This is a genomic window from Roseofilum sp. Guam (assembly GCF_017746735.1).
GTDB classification, from domain to species: domain Bacteria; phylum Cyanobacteriota; class Cyanobacteriia; order Cyanobacteriales; family Desertifilaceae; genus Roseofilum; species Roseofilum reptotaenium.
In genome coordinates, this window is record NZ_JAGHZN010000010.1 from 27,163 (window position 1) to 40,243 (window position 13,081).

14 protein-coding genes are annotated in these 13,081 nt (G+C 43.3%); 7 read left to right on the top strand and 7 right to left on the bottom strand.

From position 1 onward, the window contains the following. Positions 1–113 precede the first annotated feature (113 nt). Positions 114–575 (top strand): pentapeptide repeat-containing protein, encoded by a 462-nt coding sequence (locus J7529_RS04895; protein ID WP_318728065.1) that lies wholly within the window; start codon positions 114–116, stop codon positions 573–575. Here J7529_RS04895 and ftsE read toward each other — a convergent pair. Both ftsE and J7529_RS04905 read right to left on the bottom strand, forming a co-directional pair. Further along, on the bottom strand, positions 572–1,321 hold the full coding sequence (gene ftsE, locus J7529_RS04900; RefSeq protein WP_318728066.1) for a cell division ATP-binding protein FtsE: 750 nt from the start codon (positions 1,319–1,321) through the stop codon (positions 572–574). The two genes, J7529_RS04895 and ftsE, sit on opposite strands and share 4 nt — an antisense overlap. A gap of 10 nt (positions 1,322–1,331) precedes the next feature. Continuing rightward, positions 1,332–2,084, bottom strand: coding sequence for a WecB/TagA/CpsF family glycosyltransferase (locus J7529_RS04905; RefSeq protein ID WP_318728067.1), 753 nt, complete (start codon positions 2,082–2,084; stop codon positions 1,332–1,334). Between the two features lie 242 nt (positions 2,085–2,326). Here J7529_RS04905 and J7529_RS04910 point away from each other — a divergent pair, with 242 nt between their 5' ends. After that, positions 2,327–3,691, top strand: a complete 1,365-nt coding sequence (locus J7529_RS04910) for a HAMP domain-containing sensor histidine kinase (protein ID WP_318728068.1) — start codon at positions 2,327–2,329, stop codon at positions 3,689–3,691. 55 nt (positions 3,692–3,746) lie between these two features. Here the strand turns inward: J7529_RS04910 and J7529_RS04915 are convergent, their stop codons facing one another. The 3 genes from J7529_RS04915 to J7529_RS04925 form a co-directional block, all read right to left on the bottom strand. After that, entirely contained in the window at positions 3,747–4,238 is a 492-nt protein-coding gene (locus J7529_RS04915; protein ID WP_318728069.1) for an ankyrin repeat domain-containing protein, read from the bottom strand. A gap of 80 nt (positions 4,239–4,318) precedes the next feature. Next, positions 4,319–4,831, bottom strand: coding sequence for an ankyrin repeat domain-containing protein (locus J7529_RS04920; protein ID WP_318728070.1), 513 nt, complete (start codon positions 4,829–4,831; stop codon positions 4,319–4,321). 161 nt (positions 4,832–4,992) lie between these two features. Then, complete coding sequence (locus J7529_RS04925) at positions 4,993–5,667, bottom strand: ankyrin repeat domain-containing protein (protein ID WP_318728071.1); 675 nt, start codon at positions 5,665–5,667, stop codon at positions 4,993–4,995. A gap of 320 nt (positions 5,668–5,987) precedes the next feature. On the opposite strand from J7529_RS04925, the gene J7529_RS04930 reads away from it, so the two are divergent. Beyond that, entirely contained in the window at positions 5,988–7,259 is a 1,272-nt protein-coding gene (locus J7529_RS04930) for a hypothetical protein (protein ID WP_318728072.1), read from the top strand. 104 nt (positions 7,260–7,363) lie between these two features. Here the strand turns inward: J7529_RS04930 and J7529_RS04935 are convergent, their stop codons facing one another. After that, the gene (locus J7529_RS04935; protein ID WP_318728120.1) at positions 7,364–8,155 is read right to left on the bottom strand and encodes a pantothenate kinase; all 792 of its coding nucleotides are present in this window, start codon (positions 8,153–8,155) and stop codon (positions 7,364–7,366) included. 113 nt (positions 8,156–8,268) lie between these two features. Between J7529_RS04935 and J7529_RS04940 the strand changes: the two genes are divergently transcribed. After that, positions 8,269–8,856 carry a glyoxalase-like domain protein gene (locus J7529_RS04940; RefSeq protein WP_318728073.1) on the top strand — a complete coding sequence of 196 codons (588 nt, stop codon included), beginning with the start codon at positions 8,269–8,271 and terminating at the stop codon, positions 8,854–8,856. Positions 8,857–8,880: 24 nt separating this feature from the next. Next, positions 8,881–9,324 (top strand): DMT family transporter, encoded by a 444-nt coding sequence (locus J7529_RS04945; protein WP_318728074.1) that lies wholly within the window; start codon positions 8,881–8,883, stop codon positions 9,322–9,324. Between the two features lie 10 nt (positions 9,325–9,334). On the opposite strand, the gene pip is transcribed toward J7529_RS04945, so the two are convergent. After that, on the bottom strand, positions 9,335–10,279 hold the full coding sequence (pip, locus tag J7529_RS04950) for a prolyl aminopeptidase (RefSeq protein ID WP_318728075.1): 945 nt from the start codon (positions 10,277–10,279) through the stop codon (positions 9,335–9,337). A gap of 97 nt (positions 10,280–10,376) precedes the next feature. On the opposite strand from pip, the gene J7529_RS04955 reads away from it, so the two are divergent. Both J7529_RS04955 and J7529_RS04960 read left to right on the top strand, forming a co-directional pair. After that, positions 10,377–10,901 carry an alpha/beta hydrolase gene (locus tag J7529_RS04955; protein WP_318728076.1) on the top strand — a complete coding sequence of 175 codons (525 nt, stop codon included), beginning with the start codon at positions 10,377–10,379 and terminating at the stop codon, positions 10,899–10,901. Between the two features lie 243 nt (positions 10,902–11,144). Beyond that, positions 11,145–13,052, top strand: a complete 1,908-nt coding sequence (locus J7529_RS04960) for an ATP-binding protein (protein ID WP_318728077.1) — start codon at positions 11,145–11,147, stop codon at positions 13,050–13,052. Positions 13,053–13,081: the final 29 nt, after the last annotated feature.

A 13,081-nucleotide genomic window follows, 5' to 3' on the forward strand; every position in this document is an offset into this window, starting at 1 on the left:
GCACAAGGGTGAATTGCAAATCCTCCACTTGGAGGAAGAAATTCTAGGGATGTAACCCCTATACTGAAAATCATAACATTCGATCTATACACCAGTGTGGGAGGTAAGCCAATATGAAACTTACACATGCAGTCGTTTTAGCCTTATTTACTCCCCTTCTATGGCTCAGTCCGGCTAAAGCTGAAAATCCTGACCACGTCCAACAACTGCTTGAAACTCGCGCATGTATGGGATGTGACCTCTCTGGTGCAGATTTAAGCCAACACCATTTGATTGGCGCAGATTTACGTAATGCTGATTTATCCGGTGCAAATCTGACCGAAGCAAACTTAGAAGGTGCAGATCTCACAGGTGCTAATCTCGAAGGCGCTAATCTAACCGATGCCTTCCTCAATCAAGCGAGTTTACATGAAGCCAATCTAGTCGATGTTAATTTTACCCGTGCTTCTCTGATTGAAGTGGATGTTACCCGTGCAGATATGCAAGACCTGACGATTACAGAAGCGACCATCTACAATACTCAAATTGGGGTGGGTGGATTAGCTCCAGAACCGGGTGAAGATGTAGAATTCTAATCAACAGGGGTTAAATGCCCTTGATGGAGAGATAAGACTGGTTTTCCTAAAAACTGAATCAATCGTTCGTCATGGGTGGTTACCAGAATGGTGATGCCCATGCGATTGACTTTTTGTAAGATTTTCATCACTTGCATGGCGTTGTGGGAATCCAGGTTACCTGTGGGTTCATCGGCTAACAGCAGGGGAGGTGTCCCCACCAGAGCGCGTGCCAAACTTGCCCGTTGCTGTTCTCCTCCAGAGAGGTAATGGGGGAAACAGTTGGCTTTGTGGGATAAGCCCAACATTTTCAGGGTAGGGGGTAGACGGCGCTGGATTTGTGCAGGGCTAAATCCTTGGGCGCGAAGAACAAAGGTCAGGTTTTCAGCAATGGTTTTTTGGGGGATAAGTTGGTAGTCTTGGAAGACAATACCCATTTTACGCCGCAGTTGGGAAAGGCGATCGCCTTTTAAGTCCGTCATCGTTTCCCCTAAAACAGTCAAGTGACCAGATGTGGGCTTTTCTGCCCCATAAATGAGCTTGAGAAACGTCGATTTCCCCGCTCCAGATGCTCCCGTAATAAACAGAAAATCGCCCTTACAGACTACTAAGGAGATTTGGCGCAGGGGACAAGTACCATTGTTATAGGTTTTTTGGATGTTCTGAAACTGAATAATGATTTTTTTTCCCGCAACCGAGGGTTCTGGGGAATGAGACGGTTGCCACCATTGCCGGACTGACTGTAGCGTTTGTTTTAGGGTTTTCATCTGAACCGATTCAGAACGACTGCGTTAAGGATAGCCAGGCAAACCGAGGTAGGGCTAACATTCTCCGCCAACGACTCGGTTCTTGGTAGAGACGATACACCCATTCTAAATGGCGATCGCGCAACCAAACCGGAGCGCGATCTTTTCGTCCTGCCCAAATATCAAAACTGCCCCCCACTCCAATCCAAATGGACTCCGGACAGATCGAGCGATGTTGAGCGATCCAGAGTTCTTGACGGGGAACGCCTAAGCCGACATAAATCAAGTAAGGTTGTTTTTCTTCTAACGTAGATAAAAGGGCTTGCTGTTCAGCTTCAGACAGATACCCATGTTGCGCCACGATCTCAAGATCTGGACAGTGCTGCTGCCACATTTGCGCCGCCTCTTCAGCAACTCCTGGCTGTCCTCCATAGAAAAATACCCCTTTAGAGACTTCCTCTGATGAAGAGAATTCAGGGATACGATAAAGCAGTGTTTGGGCTAACTCAATACCGGGAAAGCGCTGGATTTGATACCCCTGCCATTGCAAGTATAAAACCACTCCCGATCCATCGGGAATGACCAAATCTGCTTGGCGGATTACCTCTGCTAGAGCTGGATTTTCCCGCGCTTGCATAGTCATTTCTGCATTCAGAGTCACCACATGTGCTCCTTGACGTTCCTTGAGCAGATGCAGTAACCACCCTGGATAATCGTCGCATAAATGAATGGGAAGATCCATCACCCGTGCTGGTTCTGGACTCTTCAGCGGATTATTCTCCATCCTCACTCCTTCTACCCACTCCATATTCTTGCATTTGAATATCTATCGTCAATGCTTCCGTATTTTACCTTAGCGCTACCCAAGCTATTTAGGGAGTCAGGGAAGAGGAGATCGCCTATCATACTACTTATCAACTACTGACAAAGTGCAGCCATGACCGATTCCCCTACAGATTATTGTAAACACACTATCGCGAAGCGCTATAAAAACGGTTTTTTCCTATTTCCTATTCCTTAGGATCCATGTTTCAAGCAACTCGTCGCCGTTTAGCCTTATGGTACACTGCCGTGACTGCGGTGCTATTGCTGTGTTTTGCTGGGGGGATTTATGGATATGTGCGAGCGACGTTAATTGAGCGCATTGATGATACCCTGAATCATGTTGTGGAAGTAGTGGAGCGATCGCTCATTTTTGATGCTTTGTCTACCGCTAATCGTCAATCTCCCCATTTTCAGATTAATCTAGAAGCGAGTTTTCAAGACCAAGTGGAACCGGCAGAGGACGATCGCATTGATTTAGAATGGTTTAGTCCCACAGGAGAGTTATTATGGTCAACCTGGGAAACTCCCCTCAATCTTCCTCTCCATTTTAATCGTATGGGGGAAACGGTACGAATTGCACGATCGCCCCATGGAAATCTTTGGAATTATACAGACTCGGATGTCCTCTTGCGACAAGTAACCGATCGCGTACAAGTGGATCGTGAAGTGTTAGGATACTTGCGCGTGAGCCATCCTTGGTTTGAAGTCACTAAACCCACACGCCAGTTAATGGTGGATTTGGCGGCTGTTATTAGTTTAACCATTATTGCCGTCGCGGCGATTGGGTGGTTTTTATCCGGTTTAGCGATGGAACCGGTTAGAGTCAGTTATCTCCAACTGAAGCAATTTACCTCCGATGCTTCCCATGAATTAAGAAATCCGATTGCTACGATTCAAACGAACGTTCAAGTGGCTCTTGCCGATCCCAGTTTAGATCCTCAACAACATCAACCTTTACAAGTGATAGAACGACTCACGCGCCGTATGGGACGCTTAGTTAACGATCTGTTATTTTTGGCTCGGCAAGATAGTGGTATGGTTGAACAGCAATGGCAATCTATTCCCTTAGATGCCTTGGTGATGGAAGTGATTGAAGAACAGCAGTTGATTGCGCGATCGCGTAATTTAACCTTAGACTTTAATCTCGACTCTCCCGATTTTCCTCCGGATCTAGACCCCTTCACTGTCACTGGAGATTGGACTCAGTTAACCCGTTTATGCACCAATTTAATTAGTAATGCTCTGCAATATACACCTACGGGAGGAACCATTACCGTCTATTTAACTCAAGGTTCTGGAGTGCAATTGCAAGTCAAAGATACGGGGATAGGCATTGCTAAAGCGGATTTACCCTATCTCTTCGATCGATTTTACCGGGTTGATCCGTCTCGGAGCCGAGATGTGCGAGATCCTGAAGGTCAAGTAGCGACACGATCGGGGTTAGGATTGGCGATTGTAAAGGCGATCGTGGATAACCATAATGGCTCTATTAAAATAGAGTCCCAAGGCGATCGAGGAACCACTGTTACCGTAAGTCTACCTGAATATCGATGCGATCGAGGATGATCTTAAGCTAAATAGGCATTGTAATACGTCTCTTTCTCCAAGCGCAAAGAATCGTCTAGGTTTGAAGATCGGATAAATTCTTGTATCCATATTTTATCGCCACTTCAGACACTGTGCTGAAACGACTCCAAGCATTTAAGTCTGCTCCAGCTTCAACCAATAATTTAACTATCTCTGTCTCATGTCCCATGATTGCGTTCATAAGTGGTGTTACACCATCATCTTCCTCTATTTCTAAATCTGCTCCATGAGAGATTAAGACTCGGACTGCATCTATACTCTTTCCTCTAATTGCGAAATGTAAAGGAGATGATTCGCCACTGTAGTCAACATGCATTCCAGCTTGTATAAGTATCACGATCGCTTCAGTATTTCCTTTCTCTGCTGCCAAGTCAAGAGCTGTATATCCAGGGTAATTTTCATCATCCATTTCGTCAATGTCATCTCCTGATTCTATGATTTGTTTGAGCAATGAAATGTCACCAACTTCAATAGATTTAAACAGAGGAGACATATTATCGTGTGCGTCTTCATTTTGACTATTCATACGAGTAATAACCTTTTTAATCCCTAGCCTTTTACTTGTTGAACACTCTATATCCTAACATTATCCTAACATTAAATTTATCAATTGATGTTATCACTATATTGTATAGGTAAATTTGACAAATAATTTAAATATTCAAAAATATCTTGAAATCCTAAACTAGCTGCTATATTGAGCGCACAATTTCCACCATCTCTAAGCTGATTAACATCTGCACCTGCTTCAACTAGAAGTTGGACTACATCTAATTTGCCACTACTCACTCCACACATTAAGGGATTCCAATACTCTGGATCTTCATCAGAGGTATTTACTTCAGCTCCTGAATCAATCAGCAACTTGACCATTTCGTAGTTTCCTTGATATGCAGCGTGAGATATTGGAATTTCATGAGAGTAATGAATATTGTCTAAGTCATTGACTTCTGCACCACACTCAATCAATAACTGAACAATCTCAATTTTATCTTCACGAATCGCTTGACTCACAGCACGCATTCCTTGTGATTCTTTAATTAAATACTTCTGCTCCAAGATTAATGTTCTTAATTTTTCCATATCCCCTTTACTGATTAGATTTGATAAATATGACATGACCACCTCCATCAATAGATAAGTGCCACTTTGAAAATAGAAGGATATTTAGGATAACAAATCGTTTAAATGCTTGTGCATTCCATATTTTCCTGGTGCGATCGCATGATTTTCTCAGATGACTAGCGATCGCCGTCTGTCTTTCATAAGCTGTATAATAATTATATATTCTTTTCCAGTAACTCAATTACTTCTTTATGTATTTCATCTTCTTCAGCCAGTTCTAAAACATTTTTCCCTCTGTTATCTTTCAATTCTATATCAGCTCCGTGTTCTAGTAAAAACTTCACTATCTCTAATTGAGTATAAATTCCATGAGAGCTAGTATCGACAAAAAAAGCTGTACTCATGAGAGGAGTCCAACCATACTGATTGCGAACATTAACATCAGCACCCGCTTTTATCAGAAAATCAACGAAGGGAAGATCCCTATCTTCAATTGCTTTATGAAGTAAAGTATCTTCTTCTTCAAGAGGGAAATTAATATCAATACCTGCTTCAATCAGTAGAGTCAGAATATCATAAACCTCTTGATTGGCTACTTCAACAATTGAAGGCAAGTGAGGAAGTTGAGCGATGAAGAAGTCATGGACTTCAGCACCTGCCTTTAGTAAAGTTTTGACTATATCTGTATATCCATAAGCAATTGCATATCCTAATGGAGGCATAATGTCTAGATGAGGAGGGGAATTGACATCTACTCCAACAGAAATGTAATATTCAACTCGCGATAAATCACCTGACTCAATAGCCTTCAAAAAATCCTCTAAACTAGGAGTCAGAAAATCATTATTTTCTTTTGAAAAAGATATCGATAAATCTAGATTTTTCATCATTTATTCAAAATCACTAAAGTAATATCATCAAATATTTTTTCTTCCCTAATAAACTGCTACACACCCTCAATTACCTATTCCCGAATTTTATGGGCAGTTTTATCTTTATTTGGCGATTCTGTAATTTTACCTGTATATAATATCATCATATCAGATGTGTTGCTAGAGGCAAGTAACCGATCGCGTACCAGTCGGTCGCGAAGTGTTAGGATACTTGCGCGTGAGCTATCGTTAGTTAGCCATGGAACGGGTAATTGTAAAGGCGATCGTCGATCAATTTTTAATTTTTAATTTTTAATTCTTAATTGAAGGTGGTGGTTATGTCTTTTATTCGCGATCGATCTTATCATCAGAGGCGTTCCCCGAAGGGGTCACGGAGCGAATCACCCCATTCTCCTCAATTTTGGTTGCTTTTAGTTTTGGGGTCAATCCTGCTGCATGGATTAGTGTTATGGATAGTACAGCCCCTATTGCGTCTGAGGATGACGGAGCAGGATTCTGTATCCTTTATTCCTATTGAGATGCTTGAGGCTATTGTTGAGGAAACTCCAGCTCCTGAAGCCGCACCTTCTCCAGTCAATGAGACAGAACTTGAACCCCCATCCTCTTCTCCTAGTCCACCTCCAATTGTCCCAGAAGTACAGCCTGAACCGGAAGAGAGAGTCCCTTCCTTAGACGCTTTTCCTGAACCCTTTCCTTCTCCTACGTTTTCCCCTTTTCCGGTTCCCCAACTTTCTCCAACACCTGAAGCCTCACCTGAACCGACTCCCACTCCAACACCTGAAGCCTCACCTGAACCGACTCTAACCCCCGAACCTTCACCTGAATCATCTCCAATTCCAACGCCTGAAGCCTCACCTGAATCAACGCCAAGTCCAGAACCCACCCCAGAAACTTCTCCAACTCCAACACCCAAACCTTCACCTCAACCCTCTCCAACTCCAAGTCCAGAACCTTCACCTCAACCGTCTGTAACACCAGAACCGACACCAAGTCCAGAAAGCACTCCGGTTCCTACGCAGAGTGTCGTTCCTCGTCCTTTGGTGACTCCTTCACCGGATCTCGAGTCTGTTCCTGTAAGATCTCCACTTCCCTCTCCTCCTCCTCAAGTGTCTGCCTCTCCCGTTAACCCCTTGCCTGAAAATCCGGCTGTTGCAGAAGAAGAATTACCCAATATTGGCGATATTAAACCGGAGGAATTTTCTCCTAAACTTTTAGGTATCCAACCCCCTCCCCCAGAGCAACAAATTGATATTCCAGATGAATGGGCTAAAGCTAAACCCTTAGGAATACCCCTAATTTTAGACTCCGATAATCCCACTTGTCCTGTAGAGTCTGATACGCGAGAATACTTTGGTCAAACTATTACTTTGTTCGTTACTATTGATGAGAACGGAAAGATTTTACCTACTTATACGCGGGTTTTAAATTCTCAAGATGCCAGCATTGCCTATCAAAATTTAGTCCAATGTTTGGTCAACGAGCAAACTTGGAGTTTTGAGGCGGCGATCTCAGGCGATCGCCGAGTAGTCAGTAATGCCCAGTTAGAAGTTACCCTCGATCCAATTCTTCCACAACCCAATCTTGAATAAAAGCATATAGTGCTTCGCGCTAGGGAATAGGGAATAGGGAATAGCTTATATGGCTTAGGTTCCAAGACTTCAATCTGTACCTCACTAATTCGATAACAGCTATATCAGATTTTGTGGCTCATGCTACACCGTATCCCTAAAAAGATTAAATCGGGGTCAAAATGGAGATGAGAGTACAATTGAGGAAACTCTTGGATCAGGACTTTGGTGAGTAATTCTCCATCCCCACCTGTGAGAACAATCGGACTTTGGGGATAGTGGTTGTGCCAATTTTGAATAAAATCGTGCAAACCAGCTAAGACAGTATACAGAATACCACTGGCGATCGCCTCTTGCGTATCCAAACTCCAGCGTTTGGGCAGTTGCTCAGATAGGCTAATTTGGGGTAAGGTGCGGGTATGTTCGGCTAATAGACTCGTTTGCAAACCTAATCCAGGTAAAATTGCTCCACCGACTAAATGGCGATCGCCATCTGCTCCCGTTAAGGTTAATGCCGTTCCTCCATCAATGACTAATACTGGCGATCTCCATTTTGCCCCCGCACCAACAACCGCTAACCCGCGATCGATGCCAAATGTGGGATACATTCCCTTCAGAGGTAAATCGGCTAACTCAATCACATGGGTTTGCGAATAGGATGTCCAGAGGGGAGTAACTTCGGGGATTACGGATGCAATCCACAATGGAAGAGTACTAAATAGTCTTGAATGAAATTTATCCTTGAGAGGACATCCGTCCAAGATCTGTTTTGAAATTCTTCCCTGTTCTAGTTCAGGGATGATTTTCTCTATTTCATTTACGGATAAGCTGGCTGTATTCCAGCAAGAGAGCAATGAGTGGCGATCGCCTAATCCCCAATGAAATCGCGAGTTTCCCATAACCAATGCTAACCACATCACCGTTAACTCCTCTTCCGATTGAGCGCAAAGTTGCTAGAATGATGGGCACAATGGGACATTTTCCCATGTATGCCATTATTCTTAAATAACATTGCCCTTATTTTGAGTCCATGGTCTTAGAAACACAATCGATCGCAGGTTTCACCTTCCCTTTACTCGGGTCTCTGTTTTCTTTCTTACCGATTGATTCCCTTTTTTCTACTCAGGGAATTATGGTAATGTTGCTCATGGCGTATGCTGGAGCGATGTGGATGTTCCTCACCAGTGCCCCTAAAGTTTATACGATTATGGTATCGGACTTAGAGATTGCTAGAGTATTGTACGAGGATTTACTGCAATTACCAGAAGCCGATGTACCGCTTCATTATTATTACAATTACGAGCAAACCTTGGGAACTACAGGTTTAGATCCGCTCTATCTCTCCCCAGGAATAACGCAAACAGTGCAAAAAGATATCCCGGAAGGACTGTGGTACCAATTGAAAAAAAATGCCCAACTGCATGTGATTTCTGGGGCAAGTTTAGGCCATAACGATCGCCAACGCCATGTTTGTTTCGATCACGATTGTTTAGAACAGGTGTTAATGCGGGTACAATTGCGAGGAGTAAAGAATAAAATTCGCCGCAATAAACCCTTGAATTTTTTGGTGAAAGACCTCCACGATCGCGTAATTGAAATTACGGAAATTTCTAATTAATCCTGTCCCTATTTTAAGATCATTATGACCCAATTCGTCACTTTATTGGTCGTCGTTGCTGTCGGAGTTGCGGTAACACTTCAAGCCCAAGTTATGGGCATTTTAGAACAGAAAATCGGTGTATTTGATAATATTGTGATGACCTATGCGGGAGGGGGGCTACTCATTTTAGCGATCGCCCTATTGCGGACCGTATTGGCAGACTATAGCTGGAGTAACTATAGCCTCTTACCCGGATATGCTATTGTGCCAGGAATCTGCGGTTTAGTGATTGTGGGTGGTATTTCCTATTGTGTATCGCGGGTCGGTCTTTTGGCGACTTTTTCCTTGAGTTTAGCCATTCAATTTTTTCTCGGTTCCCTATTGGATAGCTACGGCATCGGACTTGACCCCCGTCCGATGACCTTATCCCGTTATTTGGGGGTGGGACTCGTGCTTGCGGGTGCAATTTTGTTTCTGAAAAAATGAGGTGAATGATCTAAACTGGGAAGCGATCGCTCATTTCAATCAATGCACTACGGATACCCGGTTCTGCCATGGAATGACCCGCATCAGCAATCACCTGAAAATCAGCTTCTGGCCAAGCTCGATGGACTTCCCAAGCCGTTTTCATCGGACAAACGAGATCGTAGCGTCCTTGGACAATAGCAGTGGGGATCTGGCGAATGCGATCGAGATTTTGAAAGAACCAATCTTCGCTATCAAAAAAGCCGAGATTGATAAAATAATGGCATTCAATCCGAGCAAAAGCATCCGCAAACCTATCATCAGCAAACTTTTCCATTAAATTCAGATCCGGAAAGAGCTTGCTGGTACTCGCTTCCCACACTGACCACGCTCGGGCCGCTTCCTGTCTCACCTGTGGGTCATCGCTAGTCAGTCGTCGATAATAGGCAGATAAAAAGTTATCCCGTTCTTCGAGTGGAATGGGTTTAACATACTCTTCCCAAGTATCCGGGAAAATATAACTGGCTCCTTCCTGATACATCCAGTTTAATTCTTGGGAGCGCAATAAAAAGATGCCTCGCAGAATTAACCCTTGACAGCGCTCTGGATGGCTCTGAGCATAGGCTAAAGATAGGGTACTCCCCCAACTCCCGCCAAATACAACCCATTGTTCGAGACCTAGATGAGTGCGTAAGCGTTCAATATCGGCAACTAAATCCCAGGTGGTATTATCTTGTAATTCTGCATGGGGGGTACTTTTACCGCATCCCCGTTGATCGAAGAGAATAATACGCCATTTCTGGGGATTAAAATAGCGGCGATAATCGGGTAAAGATCCTCCTCCTGGGCCCCCATGTAAGACCACTACAGGAGTGCCTTCTGGATTGCCCGATTGTTCATAATAGAGGGTATGTAAGACACTGACAGATAGATAGTCTTGGTTGTAGGGTTCAATGGGGGGGTAAAGCTCTCTCATGCGATGGTAATTGGTAACTTAGGGAATTGGATTAGTATGGAAACTAAAGTCAGGCTGAAATTGTCCTGAATGATTAGATTTTAATTCCATTGTACTGATGAAATCCTGGATAGCCATTTTTGCGATCGCTCTTACCTCTCCCTTGATCTCCCTTCCGGGTTGGGGTGCAGAGCGCGTTGTCTTTAAGTATTCTGTCTTTCGGCGATCGCTCTCTGTCGCAGAATTAACCACGTTTGCTGAAACTGGAGAAATGACTCCTGCTCTGCAACGCAACTTACAAACCCTCGGGCAAAATCCTGAAGATTTTCGTACTGTGTTAACTGCACCTATCAGTGTTGATGTTTTATTTCTCGATAGAGCTTTAAATAGCACCATCGGGCGTAAAATTCTGGATCGGGTAGCGGAAATTGTCCAGACACCTTCCCAAGGTGCAAATACTCAAGCACTCCGAGCTGCTTTAATTTTATCCGCTAGTGAAGATGGCGAAATTACTTTATTAGAAACCCTACAAAAATACCCAACACCGGAAATCGAAGTTGAAGGGGCACGGCTTATAGAAGCTTACAACGAATTGAATCGATTTGCTAAACCTGCCCAAATTTTGATCGATTTATTCAAATAAGGGCAATCTATGGAAGCGATCGCTCCAATGTTCCGTCGTTTTTCAACTTTAGACGAGGATTTCGTAAATCTAGCTACTGCCTTGCCCTTAATCTTGTTGGTAATCTAGATTATACATGTAGTAGGGTTTTCTGTATTTTAATCTGACATGCTGATGGTTGCATAACTCAGAAGTTACAGGATGCATCATCGATACCAGATAGCTTCAACGTTCCTGATTATTGTCCAAGGATAGGATGAAACCTTGATTAAAACCGATTTCCTCATTAATTCCCTTTGCCGATTTTTCCGGCTTGTTTGGGGATCTCAGACCCTTATTCTTCCAAGACAAACCTCAAAGCAACCGTTACATTTACCTCGTCAACTGGCGATCGCTATACTGTGCATTTGCCTACTTCCTATCACTCTCAACCTGATGGGAGTAGATTTTGGTACTTATCCCCCAGAACTTGATCTAGAAGCAGCAACTAGCCTAACTTCTAACCAACTGATCGATACTCTACACCATACCCTATCCGGAAGTTTTACCCATACTATCTTGGAATGGAGTGCTTTTTGTGCAGCCCTATTTACCGTAGTTCTGGCCTTTGCCCACTTCAAAATTCACCAAGACGTAACCACCCCTATTCTTGGAATCACCCTCTTCTTTGCTGGGGTTATGGATGCATTCCATACCCTAGCAGCCGATCGCCTGATACCAGCCGTTGCTGATAACCACAACCTTATCCCCTTCACTTGGGCCATTTGCCGTCTATTTAATGTGCTTATTGCGTTAGCTGGAGTTAGCCTCTTACTTCTCCCCAACGCTCAACGCTGGCAACGTAAATTTCATGTCGTTATTGCTATCAGCTTCATCTTTGGTCTCATTGCTTACCAAATTATCTACCTCTGCGCCACCAGCAATACCCTTCCAGAAACCATGTATCCTGGCACTCTCTTCACCCGGCCCTGGGATCTGATTCCCCTCATCCTATTTTTGCTCGGTGGTTTCTGGATTTATCCGCAGTTCTACCAAAAATATCCTAGTCTGTTTTCCCATGCCCTCATTATTAGCACCATCCCTAATGTAGCAACCCAACTCCACATGGCCTTTGGTTCTACTGCTCTATTTGATAATCACTTTAATATCGCCCACTTTCTCAAAATCATTGCCTATCTCGTTCCTTTAACCGGACTGATCCTTGATTATATTCATACCTATGATCAATTAGAAGAAAATAACCAAATCCTCAACAGCGAAATTATTCAACGGCAACAAATCGCTGAAAAATTACAAAAGTCAGAAACTCGCCTGAGATCTAAAAATCAACAACTGAACCAGACCTTAGACAAACTGCGAAACACCCAAGCTCAACTGATTCAAACCGAAAAAATGTCTAGTTTGGGTCAGATGGTTGCTGGACTCGCCCATGAAATCAATAATCCTGTGAATTTTATTTATGGCAACCTACGCCACACCGAAATTTATATTCAGGATTTATTAGAACTCTTATATCTTTATCAAAAATATTATCCGCAGCCTGATTCAGAGATTGTTAATTATATTCATGATATTGATCTGTCATTCCTAGAGCAAGATTTACCCAAAATGCTTAACTCTATGAAACAAGGATCGGAACGGATTAAAAATCTAGTCATTTCCCTAAGGAATTTCTCGCGCTTAGATGAATCAGACTTAAAAACCGTCGATCTTCATGAAGGCTTAGAAAGTACCTTGGTGATGTTAGATCATCGTTTTAGATCGGAGATCACTGTAACTAAAAACTACCATACTTTACCCTTAGTTGAGTGCTACCCTGCCCAACTCAATCAAGTCTGGATGAATCTAATCGTCAATGCTATAGATGTTTTCCAAGAGCATCCGGAGATTAAGCATCCTCATTTAACGCTTTCCACTGTTTGTGTAAATGAGGCTCAAGTACAAGTAACAATTATAGATAATGGTGTGGGGATTCCTCAAGACATTCAAGCTCAAGTCTTTGATCCCTTTTTCACAACCAAACCTGTGGGTTCGGGAACCGGTTTAGGATTATCCATTAGTTACCAAATTATTCAACAGCATAATGGAGAGATTCGCCTGTTTTCTCAGAGTGGACAAGGTACAGAAGTACGGGTAACTCTTCCAGTTACACCACTTTGCGCTATGCAATAGGGAATAGGCAATTTTCTACCGCAACAATG

Excerpts from the sequence above, each read along its gene's own strand:
- J7529_RS04935 (WP_318728120.1), bottom strand. The coding sequence starts at position 8,155 with ATGTGGTTAGCATTGGTTATGGGAAACTCGCGATTTCATTGGGGATTA.
- ftsE (WP_318728066.1), bottom strand. The coding sequence starts at position 1,321 with ATGAAAACCCTAAAACAAACGCTACAGTCAGTCCGGCAATGGTGGCAA.
- J7529_RS04930 (WP_318728072.1), top strand. The coding sequence starts at position 5,988 with ATGTCTTTTATTCGCGATCGATCTTATCATCAGAGGCGTTCCCCGAAG.
- J7529_RS04905 (WP_318728067.1), bottom strand. The coding sequence starts at position 2,084 with ATGGAGAATAATCCGCTGAAGAGTCCAGAACCAGCACGGGTGATGGAT.
- J7529_RS04945 (WP_318728074.1), top strand. The coding sequence starts at position 8,881 with ATGACCCAATTCGTCACTTTATTGGTCGTCGTTGCTGTCGGAGTTGCG.
- J7529_RS04915 (WP_318728069.1), bottom strand. The coding sequence starts at position 4,238 with ATGAATAGTCAAAATGAAGACGCACACGATAATATGTCTCCTCTGTTT.
- J7529_RS04955 (WP_318728076.1), top strand. The coding sequence starts at position 10,377 with ATGAAATCCTGGATAGCCATTTTTGCGATCGCTCTTACCTCTCCCTTG.
- J7529_RS04940 (WP_318728073.1), top strand. The coding sequence starts at position 8,269 with ATGGTCTTAGAAACACAATCGATCGCAGGTTTCACCTTCCCTTTACTC.
- J7529_RS04920 (WP_318728070.1), bottom strand. The coding sequence starts at position 4,831 with ATGTCATATTTATCAAATCTAATCAGTAAAGGGGATATGGAAAAATTA.
- J7529_RS04925 (WP_318728071.1), bottom strand. The coding sequence starts at position 5,667 with ATGATGAAAAATCTAGATTTATCGATATCTTTTTCAAAAGAAAATAAT.
- J7529_RS04895 (WP_318728065.1), top strand. The coding sequence starts at position 114 with ATGAAACTTACACATGCAGTCGTTTTAGCCTTATTTACTCCCCTTCTA.
- J7529_RS04910 (WP_318728068.1), top strand. The coding sequence starts at position 2,327 with ATGTTTCAAGCAACTCGTCGCCGTTTAGCCTTATGGTACACTGCCGTG.
- pip (WP_318728075.1), bottom strand. The coding sequence starts at position 10,279 with ATGAGAGAGCTTTACCCCCCCATTGAACCCTACAACCAAGACTATCTA.